The organism is Pseudomonas nitroreducens NBRC 12694 (assembly GCF_002091755.1).
Classification (GTDB): Bacteria; Pseudomonadota; Gammaproteobacteria; order Pseudomonadales; family Pseudomonadaceae; genus Pseudomonas; species Pseudomonas nitroreducens.
In genome coordinates this window covers 532,674-552,889 of the sequence record NZ_BDAI01000002.1, presented here as the reverse complement: position 1 = coordinate 552,889, position 20,216 = coordinate 532,674, and the positions used below count along the sequence as shown (strand labels likewise).

Annotated in this window: 19 protein-coding genes; 12 read left to right on the top strand and 7 right to left on the bottom strand. The window is 65.7% G+C overall.

The genetic code is table 11. The annotated features are described in order from the left end of the window. Nucleotides 1-7: 7 nt before the first annotated feature. From PNI01S_RS08390 to pedF, 3 genes are read right to left on the bottom strand one after another with little or no spacing between them, the layout of a single operon-like run. Nucleotides 8-757 (bottom strand): quinoprotein dehydrogenase-associated SoxYZ-like carrier, encoded by a 750-nt coding sequence (locus tag PNI01S_RS08390; protein ID WP_037013317.1) that lies wholly within the window; start codon nt 755-757, stop codon nt 8-10. Between the two features lie 10 nt (nt 758-767). Further along, the gene (locus PNI01S_RS08385) at nt 768-1,649 is read right to left on the bottom strand and encodes a substrate-binding periplasmic protein (RefSeq protein ID WP_084357811.1); all 882 of its coding nucleotides are present in this window, start codon (nt 1,647-1,649) and stop codon (nt 768-770) included. Nucleotides 1,650-1,654: 5 nt separating this feature from the next. Beyond that, on the bottom strand, nt 1,655-2,092 hold the full coding sequence (pedF, locus tag PNI01S_RS08380) for a cytochrome c-550 PedF (protein WP_037013308.1): 438 nt from the start codon (nt 2,090-2,092) through the stop codon (nt 1,655-1,657). 308 nt (nt 2,093-2,400) lie between these two features. On the opposite strand from pedF, the gene exaA reads away from it, so the two are divergent. From exaA to PNI01S_RS08365, 3 genes are all read left to right on the top strand, one after another. Next, complete coding sequence (gene exaA, locus PNI01S_RS08375; RefSeq protein ID WP_024762483.1) at nt 2,401-4,257, top strand: quinoprotein ethanol dehydrogenase; 1,857 nt, start codon at nt 2,401-2,403, stop codon at nt 4,255-4,257. A gap of 57 nt (nt 4,258-4,314) precedes the next feature. Next, nucleotides 4,315-4,977 carry a pentapeptide repeat-containing protein gene (locus PNI01S_RS08370; protein WP_024762482.1) on the top strand — a complete coding sequence of 221 codons (663 nt, stop codon included), beginning with the start codon at nt 4,315-4,317 and terminating at the stop codon, nt 4,975-4,977. 132 nt (nt 4,978-5,109) lie between these two features. After that, a complete protein-coding gene (locus PNI01S_RS08365) occupies nt 5,110-5,544 on the top strand; it encodes a carboxymuconolactone decarboxylase family protein (protein WP_038803200.1) in 435 nt (144 codons plus the stop codon). A gap of 126 nt (nt 5,545-5,670) precedes the next feature. Here PNI01S_RS08365 and codA read toward each other — a convergent pair whose 3' ends face one another. Genes codA through codB form a run of 3 tightly spaced genes read right to left on the bottom strand, consistent with a single transcriptional unit; the run spans nt 5,671 to nt 9,402 of the window. Then, a complete protein-coding gene (gene codA, locus PNI01S_RS08360; protein ID WP_084357810.1) occupies nt 5,671-6,912 on the bottom strand; it encodes a cytosine deaminase in 1,242 nt (413 codons plus the stop codon). A 22-nt stretch (nt 6,913-6,934) separates the two neighbouring features. Continuing rightward, nucleotides 6,935-8,146 (bottom strand): PucR family transcriptional regulator, encoded by a 1,212-nt coding sequence (locus tag PNI01S_RS08355; protein ID WP_024762480.1) that lies wholly within the window; start codon nt 8,144-8,146, stop codon nt 6,935-6,937. Then, a complete protein-coding gene (gene codB, locus PNI01S_RS08350) occupies nt 8,143-9,402 on the bottom strand; it encodes a cytosine permease (protein ID WP_024762479.1) in 1,260 nt (419 codons plus the stop codon). Before codB ends, PNI01S_RS08355 begins: the two co-directional genes overlap by 4 nt. A 460-nt stretch (nt 9,403-9,862) precedes the next feature. Here codB and PNI01S_RS08345 point away from each other — a divergent pair, with 460 nt between their 5' ends. Genes PNI01S_RS08345 through PNI01S_RS08325 form a run of 5 tightly spaced genes read left to right on the top strand, consistent with a single transcriptional unit; the run spans nt 9,863 to nt 13,302 of the window. Next, a complete protein-coding gene (locus tag PNI01S_RS08345) occupies nt 9,863-11,008 on the top strand; it encodes an amine dehydrogenase large subunit (RefSeq protein WP_084357809.1) in 1,146 nt (381 codons plus the stop codon). Nucleotides 11,009-11,043: 35 nt separating this feature from the next. Further along, a complete protein-coding gene (locus PNI01S_RS08340; RefSeq protein WP_024762478.1) occupies nt 11,044-11,583 on the top strand; it encodes a MauE/DoxX family redox-associated membrane protein in 540 nt (179 codons plus the stop codon). A 4-nt stretch (nt 11,584-11,587) separates the two neighbouring features. Continuing rightward, on the top strand, nt 11,588-12,220 hold the full coding sequence (mauD, locus tag PNI01S_RS08335) for a methylamine dehydrogenase accessory protein MauD (protein ID WP_024762477.1): 633 nt from the start codon (nt 11,588-11,590) through the stop codon (nt 12,218-12,220). 17 nt (nt 12,221-12,237) lie between these two features. After that, nucleotides 12,238-12,759 carry a methylamine dehydrogenase light chain gene (locus PNI01S_RS08330; RefSeq protein ID WP_017518360.1) on the top strand — a complete coding sequence of 174 codons (522 nt, stop codon included), beginning with the start codon at nt 12,238-12,240 and terminating at the stop codon, nt 12,757-12,759. Nucleotides 12,760-12,774: 15 nt separating this feature from the next. Next, complete coding sequence (locus PNI01S_RS08325; protein WP_024762476.1) at nt 12,775-13,302, top strand: c-type cytochrome; 528 nt, start codon at nt 12,775-12,777, stop codon at nt 13,300-13,302. 245 nt (nt 13,303-13,547) lie between these two features. Here the strand turns inward: PNI01S_RS08325 and gntR are convergent, their stop codons facing one another. Further along, nucleotides 13,548-14,591, bottom strand: coding sequence for an HTH-type transcriptional regulator GntR (gntR, locus tag PNI01S_RS08320; protein WP_024762475.1), 1,044 nt, complete (start codon nt 14,589-14,591; stop codon nt 13,548-13,550). 234 nt (nt 14,592-14,825) lie between these two features. On the opposite strand from gntR, the gene PNI01S_RS08315 reads away from it, so the two are divergent. From PNI01S_RS08315 to PNI01S_RS08300, 4 genes are all read left to right on the top strand, one after another. Beyond that, nucleotides 14,826-15,347, top strand: a complete 522-nt coding sequence (locus tag PNI01S_RS08315) for a gluconokinase (RefSeq protein WP_024762474.1) — start codon at nt 14,826-14,828, stop codon at nt 15,345-15,347. Nucleotides 15,348-15,454: 107 nt separating this feature from the next. Beyond that, nucleotides 15,455-16,807 (top strand): GntP family permease, encoded by a 1,353-nt coding sequence (locus PNI01S_RS08310; RefSeq protein ID WP_024762473.1) that lies wholly within the window; start codon nt 15,455-15,457, stop codon nt 16,805-16,807. A gap of 145 nt (nt 16,808-16,952) precedes the next feature. After that, the gene (locus PNI01S_RS08305) at nt 16,953-18,578 is read left to right on the top strand and encodes an NADP-dependent glyceraldehyde-3-phosphate dehydrogenase (protein ID WP_024762472.1); all 1,626 of its coding nucleotides are present in this window, start codon (nt 16,953-16,955) and stop codon (nt 18,576-18,578) included. A gap of 340 nt (nt 18,579-18,918) precedes the next feature. Then, nucleotides 18,919-20,190, top strand: a complete 1,272-nt coding sequence (locus PNI01S_RS08300) for a RidA family protein (protein WP_038803198.1) — start codon at nt 18,919-18,921, stop codon at nt 20,188-20,190. Nucleotides 20,191-20,216 lie beyond the last annotated feature (26 nt).

Here is a 20,216-nt window from a genome sequence, read left to right as displayed (position 1 = left end):
TGCGGCGTCAGCGCAGAGCGGCCTGGAATTCGTTGCCGTTGTTGTCGTGCAGCCAGAGCTCGGTATGCGGGTGGCCGCGCACTTCGAAGGTGAAGGTCGGGTTCTCGCTGACCGCGGGGAACAGGTCCAGTCGGGCGAAGACCTCGCCTTCCGGCCCACGCAATTCGGCGTGGTCGAGGTAGAACTCGGGGATGCCGCCGACCAGGCCGTTGTCCATCGGGTGCGAGACCGACAGGCGCACGCGGCTGTACTCTCCTTTGGGGTAGGACTCGCCATGGACCTGGCCGAGCCGGTCCTCCCAGCCCGGTTGCGCACGTACCACGCTGGGCGCTGTGCAGCCGCCACCGGCCGCATCGATCCACGCCGAGCCGACATGCCAGACTCCCTGCTCGTCCCGCAGCGCAGCACGGATCGGTGTGGCCTGTTCGATACGGATGCGCACCGCCAGCAGCGGCTCCAGGTGCACGCCGGGGTAAAGCGTCAGCACATGGGGAATCGGGTTCAGCTCGGCCCATAGCAGCAGTCGGTCGAAGCGCCCCGGCAAGGCGCGGGCGTCCACCTCCACCGGGACCTGGCGGGAGTCCTCGGCGAACGGCGGCACACCCAGCCTGACCCGCTCGTCGAAGACGTAGGGCTCGCCATTGAGCAGGCGCTTGTGGTGGTACTCCCACATCACCGAGGGCATCGGATCGCCCTCCACCGCCGCGGCCAGCAGCGGCAAGCCGCACAGCCCGAGCAACATCTGGCGCCTGCGCATCATGTCTCCCTCATTGCACGTCCTGGTAGAGCCCCGGCAGCTCGTAACGCACGCCGTAGGCCGCATAGAGCTTCTCCATCTCGCCGCTGCGCACCAGTTCCTCCAGTTCGCCGTCCAGGGCATTGGAGAGCTGGCGATTGCTTTCATGCACCGCCATGCCGATGTCCCACTCGGGCTGGCCGAGGTTGGGATAGGTGTTCTCGGCGTTCTTCAGGTGCTCGTCGGCGGCTTGCCCGCGCATCCAGTCCAACTCGCCACGCAGGGCCATCACCGCGTCCACCTTGCCCGCGCGCATGCCGTCGAAGGCCGCCTGGGTGCTGGGGAAGTGGATGGTCATGCGGCTGAGCTGGCCGCCCAGCACCGAGGTCAGGTAGAACGACGGCACGCTGTCCAGCTCGACGCCGATGGGGTGTTCGCGGAACGCCGCGATGGTGTCCACTTCCGCCAGCCGACGGTCATCGCTGACCACCTGCCAGCGCTCGCGCTGGTAGGGGCCGAACATCACCACCTGCTCGTTGGCGAACTCGCCGACATCGTTGCGCCGGTTGGCGTACTGGCGGTCGTAGGGCACGCGCAGCATCACGTCGGCAACCACGCCGGGGCGCAGGTAGTGGCCTTTCCAGATGAAGTTGCGCAGGTCGTCGTCCAGACGTTCGCCGGGGGTTACCCAGAGGAACTCCGCGCGCATGCCCAGGCCGCTGGCCAGGTGCTGCGCGAGATCGATATCGACCCCGCGCGGCTGCCCGTCCTGCATGAAGCTGTAGGGCGGGAAGTTCTCGTACACCGCCACCCGCAGCACGCCGCTGGCGACCATGTCCTCATAGGGGCGTACCCCAGCCTGCGCTTGCCCAAATAGCAGGCAGAGGCCGAACAACCAGGCGAACAGGCGCATGGCGATCACTCGTCCACGTGCACGCTGTCCAGGTAGGTGCGGATTGCCCAGAGGCCTTCCTGGCTGATGAAGTCCGCCATCTTCGGCATGTACACCGCACCGTCGCGTACCGCGCCGTTGATCACCCGCTCCTTGAACCACTCGTCACCCTCGGCGCCCACGTCGAGCATGCGCAGGTCGGGGGCGATGCCGCCGGACTTGGCCTCCAGGCCATGGCAGCGCGCGCAGTTCTGGTTGTAGGCCGAAGCACCGATCTCCACCGCCTTGGCGTGGTTGGCGTAGGGCTCGCGGTAGGGGTTGGTGTCGCGCCATTCCTTGCCCAATGGTTCCAGCCCCGTGGTATCCACTGCCTGGGGCGTCACATTGCCGTGGGACAGGGCCAGGCCCGAGACACCCAGGCCGGCCAGCAACAGCAGGCCGCACAGCACGTTCTTGTTGTTCATCACTTCATCCTCTCATCGAGATGCTTGGCAAGGCACGGCGCCCGGAAAGACGCCAGTGACGACGATGGTAAGAACGCGCGACCGACGGCCGAATCCTGCTTTGGATGCTCCCGTCTACTCCCTTCGTACTAGAACGCCGGTCGGCCACTGCCGGCGCTTTGGCAGCAAGCCCAAGTCATGCCCGGACCGGGAAATAGTCCCGGCATCGCCGGGAGCTTTTCCGTTCCCCGCCGCCACGCCCTCCTCCCACCATGGATTCGCCGCGGCACGTGCAGCGGCCTGCCGCCATCCATCACGGGAAACCCACCATGAGAACAACAACAGCCCCCCTGCACCTCGTCCTCAGCAGCCTTGCCTGCGCCATCGCCCTCACCGCCGGCGGCTCCGCCCTGGCCAAGGATGTGACCTGGGACGACATCGCCAACGACCACAAGACCACAGGCGACGTGCTGCAGTACGGCATGGGCACCAATGCCCAGCGCTGGAGCCCGCTCAAGCAGGTCAATGCCGACAACGTGTTCAAGCTGACCCCGGCCTGGTCCTACTCCTTCGGCGACGAGAAGCAGCGCGGCCAGGAATCCCAGGCCATCGTCAGCGACGGCGTGGTCTACGTGACCGCCTCCTACTCGCGGCTGTTCGCCCTCGACGCGAAGACCGGCAAGCGCCTGTGGACCTACAACCACCGCCTGCCCGACGACATCCGCCCGTGCTGCGACGTGGTCAACCGCGGCGCTGCCATCTATGGCGACAAGATCTACTTCGGCACCCTCGACGCCTCGGTCGTAGCGCTGAACAAGAAGACCGGCAAGGTGGTCTGGAAGAAGAAGTTCGGCGACCACGGCGCCGGCTACACCATGACCGGCGCGCCGACCATCGTGAAGGACGGCAAGACCGGCAAGGTGCTGCTGATCCACGGCAGCTCGGGCGACGAGTTCGGCGTGGTCGGCCGCCTGTTCGCCCGCGACCCGGACACCGGCGAAGAGGTGTGGATGCGGCCCTTCGTCGAGGGCCACATGGGCCGCCTCAATGGCAAGGACAGCACTCCCACGGGCGACGTGAAGGCACCCTCCTGGCCGGAGGACAAGAACTCCCCCACCGGCAAGGTCGAGGCCTGGAGCCACGGCGGCGGCGCCCCGTGGCAGAGCGCGAGCTTCGATGCCGAGACCAACACCATCATCGTCGGCGCCGGCAACCCCGGCCCGTGGAATACCTGGGCGCGCACCGCCAAGGGCGGCAACCCGCACGATTACGACAGCCTCTACACCTCCGGCCAGGTCGGCGTCGACCCGAGCACCGGCGAGGTTAAGTGGTTCTACCAGCACACGCCCAACGACGCCTGGGACTTCTCCGGCAACAACGAACTGGTGCTGTTCGACTACAAGGCCCAGGACGGCAAGATCGTCAAGGCCACCGCCCACGCCGACCGCAACGGCTTCTTCTATGTGGTCGACCGGACCAACGGCAAGCTGCAGAACGCCTTCCCCTTCGTCGACAACATCACCTGGGCCAGCCACATCGACCTGAAGACCGGCCGCCCGGTGGAGAATGAAGGCCAGCGCCCGCCGCTGCCGGAGCCTGGGCAGAAGCACGGCAAGGCTGTGGAAGTCTCGCCACCGTTCCTCGGCGGCAAGAACTGGAACCCCATGGCCTACAGCCAGGACACCGGGCTGTTCTACGTCCCGGCCAACCACTGGAAGGAGGACTACTGGACCGAGGAAGTGAACTACGCCAAGGGCAGCGCCTACCTGGGCATGGGCTTCCGCATCAAGCGCATGTATGACGACCACGTCGGCACGCTGCGCGCGATGAACCCCACCACCGGCAAGGTGGAATGGGAATACAAGGACCACCTGCCGCTCTGGGCCGGCGTGCTGGCCACCGCCGGCAACCTGGTGTTCACCGGCACCGGCGAGGGCTTCCTCAAGGCCTTCGACGCCAAGACCGGCAAGGAGCTGTGGCAGTTCCAGACCGGCAGCGGCATCGTCTCCCCGCCCATCACCTGGGAACAGGACGGCGAGCAGTACATCGGTGTGACCGTCGGCTATGGCGGCGCGGTGCCGCTGTGGGGCGGCGACATGGCCGAGCTGACCAAGCCGGTGGCCCAGGGCGGCTCCTTCTGGGTGTTCAAGCTGCCCAGCTGGGACAACAAGACCGCCAGCCGTTGATGCACAGGCCCGCGCCGAACCCGGTGCGGGCCTTTTTCTTTTTGCCAGGAGATCACCATGCGCCTGCTCGCCTGCCTGCTCTTCCCCCTCTCCGCCCTCGCCTTCGCCACCAGCCAGCCTGCGCCGGAAGTGGACGACGATGCGGCCACCGTCATCGCCGGCTGCCGCATCGAGCCGGACAGCCAATGTCCCAACGCCGACCTGCGCGGTGCCGACCTCCGTAACCAGGACCTGACGCGGATGAACCTCTCCGGCGCCAACCTTGCCGGAGCCGACCTGCGCCACGCCAAGCTGGACCTGGCGAACCTGCAACAGGCGCAGCTGAACGGTGCAGATCTCACCCGCGCCAGCCTGCAGCAGGCCAACCTGCGCGGCGCCGACCTGAGTGGCGCCAAGCTGGTCGCCATCCAGGCCTGGGGCCTGTTCGCCCAGGGCGCGCAGTGGCAAGGCGCCGACCTCACCGCCGCCTACCTGGAATTCGCCCGCCTGAGCGGCGGCAAGCTGCACCAGGCCAATTTGCGTGCTGCCGACCTGGAAATGACCTGGCTGTCCCGCGCCGACCTCAAGGGCGCCGACCTGCGCGACGCCAACCTGCAGGAAGTGAAGCTGGCCGAAGCGAATCTGGAAGATGCCGACCTGCGTGGCAGCCGCCAGCGCTTCGGCAACTTCCAGGGCAGCAACATGGTGGGCTGCAAGGGGTGCCCGGGGGGTTGGGACTGACTCCCGGCATGGAGCCTCGAATTGGTCCCATTGGTCTGCCGGTATTGCCGGGAATTGGCTATTCGAACGCCGGGGCACCGGCGTTACCTTAGCTCCATTCCCGCGCTACCGCGGGCCCCACTGGAGATCACCATGAGCGCACGACTCGAATGGGCCAAGGCCGCCCCCGACGCCTACAAGGCCATGCTCGGCCTGGAACAGGCACTGGCCAAATCCGGCCTGGAAACCTCGCTGCTGGAACTGATCCGCCTGCGCGCCTCGCAGATCAACGGCTGCGCCTACTGCGTGAACATGCACGCCAACGACGCCCGCAAGGCCGGCGAGACCGAGGCGCGGCTGCAGACCCTGAGCGTGTGGGAGGAAACCCGCTTCTTCAGCGAGCGCGAACGCGCCGCGCTGGCCTGGGTGGAAAGCCTCACCCGCCTGCCGGAGAAGCACGCCCCGCAGCACCAGTTCGACGCCCTGCGCGAGCACTTCAGCGACGCCGAGATCGCCAACCTGACCCTGGCCATCGCCACCATCAACGCCTGGAACCGCTTCGGCGTGGGTATGGCGATGGTGCCCTGAGCAGAGCGATCTGCTCCACGCCATCCTGCGAATTGCATCTGTGACTCCCGTAGGGCGCATAACCCGGCACGGGTTATCCGCCAAATGGCGCATAACGCCTCCGGCGTTATGCGCCCTACGCCGGTTTCAGCCTTCGATCAGCTCAACCTGCTCCGGCTCGCGCTTCATCAGCACGCGGCCATTGCGGATCGAGTACAGCGCCTTGGTCTGCTGGCGCACCGCCTCGTAATCACTGTCCACGCCCAGCACCAGCAGGTTGGCCGGACGGCCGGCGGCAATGCCGTAGCGCGCCCCCAGGTTCAGCGCGCGGGCGCTGTTGTCGGTGACCAGGTCGAGCGCGCGCTGCAGGTCATCGAAGCCCATCATGTGGCAGATGTGCAGGCCGGCATCCAGAACGCGCAGGATGTTGCCGTTGCCCAGCGGGTACCACGGGTCCTTGATCGAATCCTGGCCGAAGCAGACATTCATGCCGGCGCGGTCGATCTCGGCCACGCGCGTCACGCCGCGACGTTTCGGGAAGGTGTCGAAGCGGCCCTGCAGGTGGATGCTCTCGGTCGGGCAGGAGACGAAGTTGATGCCCGAGCGCTTGAGCAGGCGGAACAGCTTGGAGCAGTAGGCGTTGTCGTAGGAACCCATGGCCGTGGTGTGGCTGGCGGTGACGCGGCCGCCGATGCCGCGCACGCGGGCTTCTTCGGCAAGCACTTCGAGGAAGCGCGAGTTCGGGTCATCGGTCTCGTCGCAATGCACGTCCACCAGGCAACCGGTGCGCTCGGCCAGGTCCATGAGGAACTTGATCGAGCTGACGCCCTGCTCGCGGGTGTTTTCGAAGTGCGGGATGCCACCGACCACGTCGGCGCCGAGGCGGATCGCCTCTTCCATCAGCTCGCGGCCGCCCTCGTAGGACTCGATGCCTTCCTGCGGGAAAGCGACGATCTGCAGGTCCACCAGGTGCCGCGCCTCTTCGCGGACCTCCACCATGGCCTTGAGCGCGGCCAGGGTCGGATCGGTCACGTCGACGTGGGTGCGCACGTGCTGGATGCCATGGGCGGCCAGCATGCGGAGGGTGGTGTGGGCGCGGGACTTGGTGTCCTCGTGCGTAATGGTTTCCTTGCGCTGGGCCCAGCGCTCGATGCCCTCGAACAGCGTGCCGCTCATGTTCCACTCCGGCTCGCCGGCGGTCAGGGTGGCGTCGAGGTGGATGTGCGGCTCCACCAGCGGGGCGATAGCCAGGTTGCCACGGGCGTCGATGTCGTCGCCGCTGGCGGCCAGGGTGCCGGCTTGCTGGACGACATCGGCGATGACGTCGCCGTCGCAGCGGATGGTGAACAGGCCGGTCTGCTTGCGCAGGGAGGCGTTGATGATTTTCATGGGATCAAAGGTCCTCTTCAGGCTATTCGTGGCGCGGCGCGCTGGACATGCGCCAGATGAGCAGCGCCACGGAGGTATTCAGGCGGAATTGCGCGTCGTCCAGGGACTGGCCGCTGAGGGCCTCGATGCGCGCGATCCGCTGGTTCAGGGTGTTGCGATGGATGCCCAGGCGCTGTGCCGCCTTGAGCGCGTTGCCGCCTTCCTGGACCAGCGCGTCGAGCGTCTCGATCAGCAGGTGCGGCTGTTTGCGGCCCGCCTCGTTGAGCGGGCCGAGAGTGTCCTTCATGAACTGCTCGATCACCGCACGATCGGGGATCGCCCGCAGCAGGCGCAGCACGCCCAGCTCACGGTAGTCGCAGACGCCGCCCGGCGCCTGCATGCCTTCGGCGACATCCAGCGCCTGGCGCGCTTCGAGCAGCGCGCGGGGATATTCCGCGCAGGAATCGGCGCAGGCAGAAAGCCCGAGGTAGGCACGCAGCGGAGCCAGCTCCTGCTGCAGCTCGGCGGCCAGCGCGTGCAGTTCGGCGCGCTCAATGTCGGCCAGCAGCAGGACGAACAGGTCGCCCTGGATCACCACCGGCAGGCGCTCGGGGCGCTCCTGCTGCCAGCTTTCCAGATGGTCGAGCAGGCGCTGGCGGGTGAGCTGCAATGCGCGCTCGGCCTCTTCCGGTTCGTGCTGCTGGAATAGTCTGTCGACGCCGGACAGCCGGAGCGCCACCAGGCGCCGCGGGGCTTCCAGCGGCAACTCCAGGTGTTGCGCGCGGCGACGGACGATCTCCAGGCTGGGGAAGTCGCCGCTCAGCAGCTGGCCGAGGATGTCCCGGCGCGAAGTCTTCACCTGGGTCATCTGCACCAGCGCCGTGCCGATCAGGTGGGTGACGATGACCATCTTCAGCGCGTAGGGCTGCTCGATCAGCGGCAACCCTTCCACCTCGGCCAGATGCACCACGGACTCGGGAATGCGCTGGATGAACTCGTCACCGGTAAGAATGACGATGCCGGCGATGCCGCTGGCGACGCCTTCGCGCACCAGTTGCAGCAGGTTGGCTTCGTCACGGCTGTGGTTGATGCCGGTAACGAACACCAGCTCACCGCCCATCACCCAGTCGGCAATGCCGACGTTTTCCGCCACGTAGGACCAGCGCACGCTGCGATGCAGGTTACGCGCGCCGGCCCGCAGCGCGAGGCTTTCCAGCCCCGGCAGACGGAGGATTTCCTCGACGCTCAGGCTCAAGCGCGCGGCTCGGCCACCGGCGCGCGGGCGCGGGTGACTTCGGTGAGGACGATGTAGCAGATGGCCGCAGCGGCGATGCCCACCAGCGGTGCGATCCACGGCGAGGCGTAGGCCAGCCCCGCACCGGCCGCGTAGGACACCAGACCCGAGACGTTGAACGCCGGGATGTGGGTGCCCACCAGTGCCGGGTACTCACCGCGGTTGCGGTACCAGTAGTCCGCCATGATCACGCCGCCCAGCGGCGGGATGATCGAGCCCAGCAGCACCAGGAACGGGATCAGCCATTCGTACATGCCGCCGATGGCGAGGATGATGCCGATACCGGCGGCCAGCAGGGTCATGCTGCGGCGGCGCTCGCTGCGCACCAGGTGGCAGGCGGCGGCGGAAACGTTGTAGATGGTCGGGCCCTGGATGGTCCACAGGTTCAGGCAGAGCATGATCACCGCGGCGAAGGACAGGCCCTGCAGCACCATCACTTCGACGATGTCGGCGTTCTGGTAGACGATGGCGCACCAGGCGCCGGCGACGATCATCAGGCCGTTGCCGATGAGGAAGGCGACCACGCTGGCGATCACCGCGATGCGCCCGCTGCGGGCCATGCGGGTCCAGTTGGTGGCCTGGGTCGCACCGCTGGCGAAAGTGCCGAAGACCATGGTCACGGCGGCGGAGAAGGTCAGGGTCTGGCTCGGTTCCACACTCAGCAGGCCACTCCAGCCGCCGGCCTTGTCGGTGGCGATGACCATGGACGCCACCAGCAGGATGAACATCAGCGGCACCGAAACGCGGGACATGATGTCCAGGCCCTTGAAGCCAATGATCGCGGTGATCGAGAACAGCAGGCCGAACACCACCATCAGCGGAGTCTGCAGCTCAGGCGGCAGGCCCAGCATCCTCACCAGCACGATGGCCACGGTGGCAGTGCCCCAGGCGTACCAGCCCAGTTCGGCGAAGCCGAGGAGAAAGTCGGACAGCTTGCTGCCACGCTCGCCGAAGCAGAAGCGCCCCATCAGCACGGTGTTCAGGCCGCTGCGCGAGGCGATCAGGCCCAGGGAGGCGGCGTAGATGGCGAGCAGCACGTTACCGATGAAGGCGACCCAGAGCATGTCGACGAAGTCGAAGGCCATGCCGATCTTGCCGCCGGCGAACATGGTGCCGGTGAAGAAGGTAAAGCTGAACAGGACCATGGCGATGGGCAGCAGGCCTTTGCGCCCTTCCCTGGGCGTGGCGCTCAGGGGGAACTCACTGGGGGAACTCATCGAGAGGGGTCTCCGCGAGGATTGGTTGAGGACTCCCGGCACAACGCAAATAGCGGGCCGGAAAAGCCAATCAGGAACGACGCGGAAATTTTGAGCATGTCGAACATTGTGAACTGTTCACAATGCACACTTCCGGTGGGTGTAACGGCGTTTCAAGATAGCTCAAATGTGCATTGTGCGGATTTTCGGGGCACGATGCAGCTTTTTCGCACCAAAACTGACGAAAGCCTTGATCCATGTCTGTGCCGTTCGGCGGATTTTCTCCTTCCAAACGCCACGGCAGTCTGCACTTTCTCCCTGCGACACCCTGTCACCCCCAGACAAGGAAATGGCACGGACAACAAGTCCGGCGCACACCGACACAGGCAGACTCTCCTCAATCCTCCGTCCGTCATCCGCTCCCCGCAGATGGCGGACAAGCCACGAAAAGCCCGCCAACACAAGAATAGGGAGTAACCCAATGAGCGTCGCCAGGTTCCTCGCTCCATCGGTCCTCGCGCTGGCAACTTGCCTCGCGATGAGCGCAGCCCACGCCGAGCTGCCGACCGAGAGCATCGGTGAGACCGTCTTGCCGTTCCCGCCCTCGCCACACCGTGCGTACATCGTCGACGTGGAGTTCGAGAACTTCATCGCCGGCCGCGTCACCGTGGTCGACCCCGAGCAGAAGAAGATGCTCGGCATGGTCAGCACCGGCTTCGTCGCTCCGTCCACCCTGAGCCACGACGAAAAGACCCTGTACTCCGCCGACACCTTCTACTCCCGCGGCACCCGCGGCGTGCGCACCGATGTGCTGACCGCCTGGGACACCTCGAACCTGCGTCCGAAGTGGGAAGTGGAAATCCCGGCCAAGCGCGCCTCGATCCTGACCCAGAAGTACGCCCTGGGCACCAGCTCCGACGATCGCTTCGTCTACATCTACAACTTCACCCCGTCCACCTCGGTCACCGTGGTCGACACGCAAGAGAAAAAGGTCGCCAGCGAAATCGCCATCAGCGGCTGCGTGCTCAACTACCCGGTGGGCAAGCGCGCCTTCGCCTCGCTGTGCGGTGACGGCCAGCTGCAGATCACCAAGATCGGCGACGACGGCAAGGAAGTCGGCCGCAGCCAGACGCCGTTCTTCGACCCGAACAAGGAGAAGCTCAACGAACGCGGCCTGGCCGTGGGCGAAACCTACTTCTTCGTGACCACCGACGGCATGGTCAAGCCGGTGGACGTCTCCGGCGACAAGCCGAAGATGCTGCCAAGCTGGTCGCTGACCACCGACGAAGAGCGCAAGAAAGGCTGGGGTACCGGCGGCTGGCAGTTGATGGCCGTAGCGCCCAAGCTGAATCGCATGTACGTGCTGATGCATGAAGAGCACAGCGCCGGCAAATGGGAAGACCCAAGCCCGTTCATCTGGGTCTACGACCTGAAGACGCAGAAGAAGATCGGCACCCTGGAAGCGCCCAAGCCGGTGTGGAGCCTGCACGCCACCACCGACGACAAGCCGCTGCTGCTGGGCACCGACATCGAAGGCGGCCTGCAGATCTTCGACCTGAAGACCGGCAAGTACAACGGCGCCATGGACAAGATCGCCAAGACCCCGATCCTGGTCCTGAGCCACTAAGCCTTTTTAGCAAGTCATCCCTGAGAGGTGCGGATATGTTTTCCGATCCGATCCTGATCATCGCCAGTGCGGTGGCCGTTGCGGTGCTGCTCGCCAGCGCCGCCAGCCACAAGCTGCGCGCGCCGATGCGCTTCGCCCGCCAGGTCGAAGACTACGGCCTGCTGCCGGCCTCGCTGGTCGGCCCGGTGGCCCGCGTGCTGCCGCTGGTCGAGGGCGTCATTGCCTTCGCCCTGCTGGTGCCGGCGAGCCGTCATGTGGCGGCCCTGGCCGCCACGGCGCTGATCCTGTTCTATGCCGGCGCCATCGGCATCAACCTCTGGCGCGGTCGTCGTGACATCGACTGCGGCTGCTCCGGCCCCGGCCAGATGCAACCGCTGCGCCCGGTGCTGCTGCTGCGCAACGCGATCATCGCGGCGCTCGCCCTGCTCGCCGCCAGCGCTCCGCAGGCTCGCGAGCTGGGCGTGTTCGACGCCTTCGTGATCCTCGCGGCCAGCGCCGTCACCCTGCTCTTGTACGCCGCGGCCGACAGCCTGCTGGCGAACCATCCCCGTCTGCTCAAACTCATCGGAAGGTGAACAAATGGAAGGCCTGATCGTTTCCAACATTCTTCTCTGGGTGCTGCTCATCGCCCTCGCCTTTACCGTGATGGCGCTGGTGCGCCAGATCGGCGTCCTCCACGGCCGTATCGCCCCGGCCGGCGCGCTGATGGTCGACAAGGGCGTGGCCGTCAACGAGCCCGCGCCGAAAGTCACCGCCGCCGACCGCCACGGTCGCCCGGTCAACTTCGGCTATGAAGGCGAGCGCGGCCAGCTGCTGTTCTTCCTCTCGCCGACCTGCCCGATCTGCAAATCGCTGCTGCCGGCGATCAAATCCATCGCCAAGGACAAGGCCGGCGAGCTGGAAGTGATCTACGTCAGCGACGGCGACATGGCCGCCCAGCAGGCGCTGATCGCCGAGCACGGCCTGGAGAAAGCCGCCTACGTGGTCGGCCCGGAAGTCGGCATGACCTACCAGATCGGCAAGCTGCCCTACGCCGCGCTGATCGACCGCAAGGGCGTGCTGCGCGCCAAGGGCCTGGTGAACTCCCGCGAGCACCTGGACAGCCTGTTCGAGGTCGAGCACCTGGGCAGCGCCACCCTGCAGCAGTACATGAATGGCCACAGCCACAACGGCGTGCACACCCACGACGCCAGCCACGGCCACAGCCACTGATCACGGAGAGAACAAGAATGAAATTCCTCGACAACCTGTTCGAGCGCTCCTCCCGCCAGGTGGCCAACGTCACTTCGCGGCGCAAGCTGCTGGGCCGCTTCGGCTCGCTGCTGGTGGCCGGCGCGGCGCTGCCGATCATCCTGCCGATCGACCGCACCTCCAAGGCCCTGGCCGCCGAGGCGCCGAAGGCCGGCGACCCGGGTGATCCGAACAGCTGCGACTACTGGCGCTACTGCTCCATCGACGGCTTCCTCTGCTCCTGCTGCGGCGGTACCACCACCTCCTGCCCGCCCGGCACCGATGCTTCCCAGGTGACCTGGATCGGCACCTGCCGCAACCCGGCGGACGGCAAGGACTACATCATTTCCTACAACGACTGCTGCGGTAAGCACAGCTGCTCCCAGTGCGCCTGTACCCGCAACGAGAGCGAAGAACCGCTGTACCGTCCGTTCAACAACAACGACGTCAACTGGTGCCTGGGCGCGGAATCGCGCATCTACAACTGCACCGTCACCATCATCCGCGGCGTCGCGGTCTGAGTCCGGAGAAGTCCCATGCGTAGTCTCGTTGTCGGCGCCCTGCTCTGCAGCCTGGTCGCTCCCCTCGCCCAGGCCCGTGCGATCCCCGATCCGCACCAGCGCCCGGCGCCCGGCAACGAGGCGGTGCAGAAGCCGATCTCCCAGCTCAGCTATACCCCAGCCACCAACTACCAGTTGCAATGCGCCGGCTGCCATCTCACCGAAGGCAGCGGCAGCAAGGCCAACGACACGCCGCGCCTGCACGGCTTCGTCGGCAACTTCCTGAAGGTGGACGGTGGCCGGCAATTCCTCGTGCGCGTGCCGGGCATGTCGCAGTCCGCGCTCAACGACGCGCAACTGGCCGACCTGCTCAACTGGCTGCTGCGCAAGGACGGCATGGCGGGCGACAGCATGCCCGCCGAGTTCAAGCCCTACACCGCCGAAGAAGTCAAAGCCACGCGCTACCAGGCCCTGATGAACCTGCCCGGCACCCGTGCCGGGCTGATCCAGGAAATGCGCAAGCAGGGCATCACCATCACCGATGGGATGAGCGATGCGTATTGAGTGATTGCTCCGGCGGCTTGCCCGCCGGATTGTTTTGCCTCCGCATTCAGCCCGCCGCTCCAGCGGGCTTTTTTATGCCCGGCATGTTCACGCAGAGACCCGCTTTTTGCAGGAGCGAGCTTGCTCCTACAAAGCACCCGCGCGCCGCCATTTTCCGTAGGGCGAATAACCTGGAACAGGTTATCCGCCGGATGCCTCACGGCGGATAACGCTGGCGCGTTATGCGCCCTACGAAAGCGCTGGAGTCAACTGCTCTCGCGCACCATCAACTCGAACCCCAGGTCCATCACGGGCTCACTCACCGGCTTGTCGTTGATCAAGTCGAGCAACCGTTCCGCCGCATGGGTGCCTATGGCCTTGCGCGGGGTGCGGATGCTGGAGAGGCGCGGCACCATGAACTCCGAGCTGGGCAGGTCGTTGAAGCCCAGCACCGCCACCTGCTCGGGAATGCGGATGCCGTGGCGCATGGCTTCCAGCAAGGCGCCGTGGGCCAGGTCGTCGTTGCCGAAGAAGATGCCTTCCACCTGCGGCTGGCTGGCCAGCAACTGCCGGAACAGCTCACCGCCAAGGCCCACCGAAGATGGGCGCGGCGTAAGGAATTCCAGCGCGGGGTCGTAGCAGCCAGCCTGCTGCAGCGCGCGGCGATAGCCCTCGCCGCGCAGCAGCGTACGCTGGTCCAGCTGCGCGCCGATGTAGGCCAGGCGCTTGCGGCCGCTCTTGAGCAGATGTTTGGCCGCCGCCTCCCCCGCACGAATCTGCGAGAAGCCCACGCAGTGCAGGCCGGCGCCAGGGTCGAGGTCCATCATGTAGACGCTCGGCACGCCGCTCGCCTCGATCATCCGTCGTGCGCTTTCCGTGCGATCGAAGCCGGTCAGCAGGAGGCCGCGCGGCTGATAGGAGAGGTAGTTGCGCAGCAGGTTCTCTTCTTCGTCACGGGAATAGTGGTAGTTGCCGATCAGCACTTCGAGGCCGCGCGGGTGCATCACCGCATGGATGGCTTCGAGGGTTTCGATGAACAGCTGGTTCGCCAGCGACGGCACCAGCACCACGATGTTGTGGCTCTGCTTGGAGGCCAGCGCGCGGGCGGCCGGGTTGGCGACGTAGCCCAGTTCGCTGGCCGCCTGTCGGACTTTTTCCGCTAGCTCCTCGGCCACCGTGCTCACCCCTCGCAAGGCCCGCGAAGCGGTGATCGGGCTCACTCCGGCGCGGCGCGCTACTTCATCCAGTGTCGGTCGGCCGGTGGTTCGGGAGCTTTTGTCGTTCTTCTTGTCATTCTTCTTGGCGGTCATCGGGCGTATTGCCAAACAAAAATCGAGGCACTAAGGTAGCGCTGTCTTGCGACCAGGGCAATTGCCTGAGACCAGCTCCCGCTGGCCCCTCGCCCGCCGGCCCCTTGCTCGTCATCAGAGCACCGCTGTCGAAGTCGCCAGGACAGACCGACTAGAATGACAAGAATACGGAGGCAGCCGATGCTTTTCGTTACGCCCAATAAAGACAGCGCTGTCTCAGCAATGAGGCTTTCCATGACCCCTTCCATCGATGCCGTCCTCATCATGGGCGTCTCCGGATGCGGCAAATCCAGCGTCGGTGAGGCGCTTTGCCTGCGCAACGGCGCGTTCGCCATCGAAGGCGATTCCTTCCACCCCGCCGCCAACATCGAGAAGATGAGCGCCGGCATCCCGCTCACTGACGAAGACCGCGCCGGCTGGCTCGATACCCTCGCCGCCGAACTGCAGAAGGCCATCGCCGCCGGCCAGCGCCCGGTGCTCACCTGCTCCGCACTCAAGCTGATCTACCGCGAACGCCTGCGTCGCGCGGTGCCCGGCCTGGGCGTGGTGTTCCTGGAACTGACCCGTGACGCCGCCGCCGAACGCGTCGCCACCCGGCCCGGTCACTTCATGCCGGCCAGCCTGATCGACAGCCAGTTCGCCGCCCTCGAACCGCCGCTGAGCGAACCGCTGACCCTGCACCTGGATGCCACCCGCCCGGTCGACGACCTGGCCGAAGCCGCGCACCTGTGGTGGCGACAGCATTCCAGCGACTGACCTTGATAGCGCCTGCCCGCTAAAGATAGCGCTATCTCAACTCACCAAACTCTCTGCACCCAGAGAAGAGCCGCTCCGGCACACAACGACAACAACAGGAGAGCCCCATGCTCGGCATGTCCCACGAGACCTATCTGCTGCTGGACGCGGTGGTCACCATCATCGGCCTGATCCTGCTGATCACCCGCTTCAAGATCCATCCCTTCGTCGCCCTGATCATCGCCGCCGGCTTCCTCGGCCTGACCTCCGGCATGCCCGTGGCGACCATCGTCAAATCCTTCCAGGACGGTTTTGGCGGCGTGCTCGGCTTCGTCGGCATCATCCTTGCGCTGGGCACCATGCTCGGCAAGATGATGGCCGAGTCCGGCGGTGCCGATCAGATCGCCCGCACGCTGATCCAGGCCTTCGGCAAGCAGCGCGTGCACTGGGCGATGATGTTCGCCGCCTTCCTGGTCGGCATCCCGCTGTTCTTCGAGATCGGCTTCATCCTGCTGGTGCCGCTGGTGTTCATCGTCGCCCGGCGCAGCGGTGTCTCGCTGATCAAGATCGGCATCCCGCTACTCGCCGGCCTCTCCGCCGTGCACGGCCTGGTGCCGCCGCACCCGGGTCCGCTGCTGGCCATCGGCGTGTTCGGCGCGGATATCGGCAAGACCATTTTCTATGGCCTGCTGGTCGCCCTGCCCACCGCCGCCATTGCCGGGCCGATCTTCGGTGCCTGGATCTCGAAAATGATCCCCGGCCAGCCCAATGAAGAGCTGGTGGCGCAGATTGCCCACGAGCCGGACACCAGCAACCTGCCCAGCTTCGGCGTCACCCTGTTTACCGTGCTGCTGCCGGTGTTCCTGATGCTGCTGAAGACCTTCGCCGACGTCATGCTCGCCGACGGCCACGTCGTCCGCGCCTGGCTGGACATGATCGGCCACCCGATCACCGCCCTGCTCCTGGCCCTGCTGCTGTCGCTCTACACCTTCGGCCACGCCCGCGGCTTCGACTCGAAGAAGATCCTCAAGCTGCTCGACCAGAGCCTCGCGCCCACCGCCGCCATCGTGATGATCATCGGCGCCGGCGGCGGCTTCAAACAGATGCTGGTGGCCAGCGGCGTAGGCGACGTGATCGGCCACATGGCGGTGCACGCGCAGATCTCGCCGATCCTCCTCGCCTGGCTGGTCGCCGCGGTGATCCGCATCGCCACCGGCTCCGCCACCGTCGCCACCATCACCGGCGCAGGCATCGTGGTGCCGGTGATCGACCTGATCCCCGGCGTGAATCGCGAACTGCTGGTGCTGGCCACCGGCGCCGGATCGCTGATCCTCTCCCACGTCAACGACGCAGGTTTCTGGCTGGTGAAGCAGTACTTCAACATGAGCGTGATGGAGACCTTCAAGACCTGGACGGCGATGGAAACCATCCTCTCGGTGGTCGGCCTGGGCTTCATCCTGCTGCTGTCACTGTTTGTCTGATCCACCCACAGGAGCGCGCGATGCTGGCTATCGCTCGCATGGCGCGCCTGCGCACCGAGTATTGGATCATTGGCTGAATCGTTTTAGCTAAATACAGCTACGATCTAAAACAGACCAGTCGCCCACCTTCCCCGAGGGATGAGTCATGCCCGACAACAACAAGCTCGACCATCTGTTCCCCCGCCTCACCGACATCCCCGACGCCTGGCGCCCCGACTTGCCCGTCGAGCAGCGCGAGTACCTGGTCAACGGCGAACTGCGCCGCTGGAACGGCCCGCTCGCGCCGGTGCGCAGCCCGATCTTCCTCGCCACCGAGCAGGGCGATGAACAGGTCATCCTCGGCAGCACCCCGCTGCTGGATGCCGACGCCGCCCTCGCCGCGCTGGACGCCGCCGTGGCCGCCTATGACAACGGACAGGGCGAATGGCCCAACCTGCGCGTGGCCGAACGGATTGCCCACGTCGAACGCTTCCTTGCCCGCATGCGCGAGCAGCGCACCGCCGTGGTCAAGCTGCTGATGTGGGAGATCGGCAAGAACCTCAAGGACTCGGAGAAGGAGTTCGACCGCACCTGCGACTACATCGTCGACACCATCGAGGCGCTCAAGGCGCTGGATCGCCGCTCCAGCCGCTTCGAGCTGGAACAGGGCACCCTCGGGCAGATCCGCCGTGTACCGCTAGGCGTGGCGCTGTGCATGGGCCCGTACAACTATCCGCTGAATGAAACCTTCACCACCCTGATCCCGGCGCTGATCATGGGCAACACCGTGGTCTTCAAGCCCGCCAAGTTCGGTGTGCTGCTGATCCGCCCGCTGCTCGAAGCCTTCCGCGACAGCTTCCCGCCAGGCGTCATCAACGTCATCTACGGGCGCGGCCGCGAGACCGTCAGCGCGCTCATGGCCAGCGGCAAGGTCGACGTCTTCGCCTTCATCGGCACTCACTCCGGCGCCGCCGACCTGAAGAAGCTCCACCCGCGCCCGCACCGCCTGCGCGCCGCCCTCGGGCTGGACGCCAAGAACCCCGGCATCGTCCTGCCCAGCGTCGACCTCGACAACGCCGTCAGCGAAGCCATCACCGGCGCCCTCTCCTTCAACGGCCAGCGCTGCACCGCGCTGAAGATCCTCTTCGTCCACGAAGACGTGCTGGAGACTTTCCTCGACAAGTTCAGCGCCAAGCTCGCCGAACTCAAGCCCGGCATGCCCTGGGAGCCCAGCGTGGCGCTGACGCCGCTGCCCGAGCCGGGCAAGGTCGATTACCTCAACGGCCTGCTGCAGGACGCGCAGGCCAAGGGCGCCAAGATCATCAACGCCGGCGGTGGCGAGAGCCGTGAAAGCTTCTTCTACCCCGCGCTGCTCAGCCCGGTGCGCGCCGACATGCGCCTGTACAACGAGGAACAGTTCGGTCCGCTGGTGCCCGTGGTCCCCTACCGCGAGTTGGACGAAGTGATCGACTACGTCCTGCAATCCGACTATGGCCAGCAGCTCAGCCTGTTCGGCAACGACCCGGCGCAGATCGGCCCGCTGGTGGATGCCTTCGTCAACCAGGTGGGCCGTATCAACATCAACGCCCAGTGCCAGCGCGGCCCGGACAGTTATCCCTTCAACGGCCGCAAGAACTCCGCCGAAGGCACCCTTTCCGTCCATGACGCCCTGCGCACCTTCTCCATCCGCACCCTGGTGGCCACGCGGTTCACCGACGCCAACAAGGAACTGATCAGCCAGATCATCCGTGACCGCGATTCCAGCTTCCTGACAACGGATTACATCTTCTGACACTCGGTTGCGCAGAGCCCCTCTCCCTGACCCTGGTTGGGGAGAGGGAAGCGCCCCGGCACGGCATTCCCATGAAATGCATTGACTCCGCTTCAAGCCCTCCCAGCCCCCTGCAAACCATCCCGACTAACGCTCATCGCCAATTGAAACAACCCGGTAAGAAGACCCCACTACGCTTGCCTTAAGTCAAAGGGGTCCCCCCTGGAGACTCGATAGTCTGCGCGCCTCTCGACGAGTTCGATATCCGTCGTCTGAATGAACAGTGGCAACGACCGATAACGAACCGGACTGAGCCTTTGCCACGAAACCCACGGATTCCCAGCAAACCAGGGAGCACCCTATGAGTGGCTACAACGCAGTACTGGCGAGAAATACCGACAAGGCACCCCAGGGCACCGGCCCTTACTCGCAAACCGTCGCCTTCTCCCACTACAACAACCTGTCGGCGCAACTGCCCATCGACCCAGCCAGCGGCAAGCTGGTCGCCGGCGGCGTGAAAGAGCAGGCCGAGCAGTGCTACAGGAACCTCAAGGCCGTGGTGGAAAGCATCGGCCACAAACTGGACGACAGCGTCCGCATCTCGATCTTCCTGACCAACATCGCGGACGCCGAAGCCGTCGGCAAAGTCCACGCCAGCTTCTTCCCGGACTACGTCCCGACCCTGACCACCGTTGGCGTGGCAGCGCTGCCGCTGGGCGCCCAGGTGCAGGTCGAAGCCCTCATCACCTGCGGTGAAGGCACCATCCCCAACGCCCCGCAGGCCGGCGACCTGATCAAGGTCGAAGGCAGCACCGAAAATGCGCCGCTGAACCCGCTCTCGACCCAGTCGGTTGCCTTCTCCCACTACAACAACCTGTCCGCGCAGCTGCCCATCGACCCGCGCACCGGCAAGCTGGTCTCCGGCGGCATCAAGGAACAGACCGCGCAGTGCCTGCGCAACATCAAGAACATCCTCGAAGGCATCGACGTGCCCTTCGACGACATCGTGCGGATCACCGTCTTCGTCAAGAACCTCGCCGATGCCGAAGCAGTGAACCAGGTCTACACCACCTTCTTCCCCGATTCAGCCATCGCCCGTGCCGTCGGCTACTTCCCCGCGCGCACCGTGGTAGCGGCAAAAGCCCTGCCGCTGGACGCCCTGGTGCAGATCGAAGCCGTGGTCTCCCACGGTGACGGCACCCCGCCGCAAGCGGTGGAAGACCGCCACGGCATCGTCATCAAGGCCCACAACACCGACGCCGCGCCGCGTTGCCCCTACTCCACCCAGACTGTCGCCTTCTCCCACTACAACCACATCTCCGCCCAGCTGCCGCTGGACGTCCGGACCGGCGAACTGGTGGCAGGCGGCGTGAAGGAACAGGCCGCCCAGTGCTTCAAGCACCTCAAGGCCATCGTCGAAAGCATCGATCACGCCCTGGCGGATGTGGTGAAGGTCAACCTCTTCCTGACCAACATCGACGATATCGCCGCAGTGGATGAGGTGTACGCCAGCTACTTCCCTGGCGGCACGCCGGCACGCCGCACCGTGGGTGTCTCGGCCCTGCCCAAAGGCGCCTCGATCCAGATCGACGCCGTGGTCGCCAACGCAGAAGGTACGCCGCCGGCTGCTTGATTGGCGTACAACGAGTCATGCCCTGT

What these genes read in the sequence shown, in the direction of transcription:
- PNI01S_RS08390 (WP_037013317.1), bottom strand. Translation starts at nt 757, where the DNA reads ATGCGCAGGCGCCAGATGTTGCTCGGGCTGTGCGGCTTGCCGCTGCTG.
- PNI01S_RS08385 (WP_084357811.1), bottom strand. Translation starts at nt 1,649, where the DNA reads ATGCGCCTGTTCGCCTGGTTGTTCGGCCTCTGCCTGCTATTTGGGCAA.
- pedF (WP_037013308.1), bottom strand. Translation starts at nt 2,092, where the DNA reads ATGAACAACAAGAACGTGCTGTGCGGCCTGCTGTTGCTGGCCGGCCTG.
- exaA (WP_024762483.1), top strand. Translation starts at nt 2,401, where the DNA reads ATGAGAACAACAACAGCCCCCCTGCACCTCGTCCTCAGCAGCCTTGCC.
- PNI01S_RS08370 (WP_024762482.1), top strand. Translation starts at nt 4,315, where the DNA reads ATGCGCCTGCTCGCCTGCCTGCTCTTCCCCCTCTCCGCCCTCGCCTTC.
- PNI01S_RS08365 (WP_038803200.1), top strand. Translation starts at nt 5,110, where the DNA reads ATGAGCGCACGACTCGAATGGGCCAAGGCCGCCCCCGACGCCTACAAG.
- codA (WP_084357810.1), bottom strand. Translation starts at nt 6,912, where the DNA reads ATGAAAATCATCAACGCCTCCCTGCGCAAGCAGACCGGCCTGTTCACC.
- codB (WP_024762479.1), bottom strand. Translation starts at nt 9,402, where the DNA reads ATGAGTTCCCCCAGTGAGTTCCCCCTGAGCGCCACGCCCAGGGAAGGG.
- PNI01S_RS08345 (WP_084357809.1), top strand. Translation starts at nt 9,863, where the DNA reads ATGAGCGTCGCCAGGTTCCTCGCTCCATCGGTCCTCGCGCTGGCAACT.
- PNI01S_RS08340 (WP_024762478.1), top strand. Translation starts at nt 11,044, where the DNA reads ATGTTTTCCGATCCGATCCTGATCATCGCCAGTGCGGTGGCCGTTGCG.
- mauD (WP_024762477.1), top strand. Translation starts at nt 11,588, where the DNA reads ATGGAAGGCCTGATCGTTTCCAACATTCTTCTCTGGGTGCTGCTCATC.
- PNI01S_RS08330 (WP_017518360.1), top strand. Translation starts at nt 12,238, where the DNA reads ATGAAATTCCTCGACAACCTGTTCGAGCGCTCCTCCCGCCAGGTGGCC.
- PNI01S_RS08325 (WP_024762476.1), top strand. Translation starts at nt 12,775, where the DNA reads ATGCGTAGTCTCGTTGTCGGCGCCCTGCTCTGCAGCCTGGTCGCTCCC.
- gntR (WP_024762475.1), bottom strand. Translation starts at nt 14,591, where the DNA reads ATGACCGCCAAGAAGAATGACAAGAAGAACGACAAAAGCTCCCGAACC.
- PNI01S_RS08315 (WP_024762474.1), top strand. Translation starts at nt 14,826, where the DNA reads ATGACCCCTTCCATCGATGCCGTCCTCATCATGGGCGTCTCCGGATGC.
- PNI01S_RS08310 (WP_024762473.1), top strand. Translation starts at nt 15,455, where the DNA reads ATGCTCGGCATGTCCCACGAGACCTATCTGCTGCTGGACGCGGTGGTC.
- PNI01S_RS08305 (WP_024762472.1), top strand. Translation starts at nt 16,953, where the DNA reads ATGCCCGACAACAACAAGCTCGACCATCTGTTCCCCCGCCTCACCGAC.
- PNI01S_RS08300 (WP_038803198.1), top strand. Translation starts at nt 18,919, where the DNA reads ATGAGTGGCTACAACGCAGTACTGGCGAGAAATACCGACAAGGCACCC.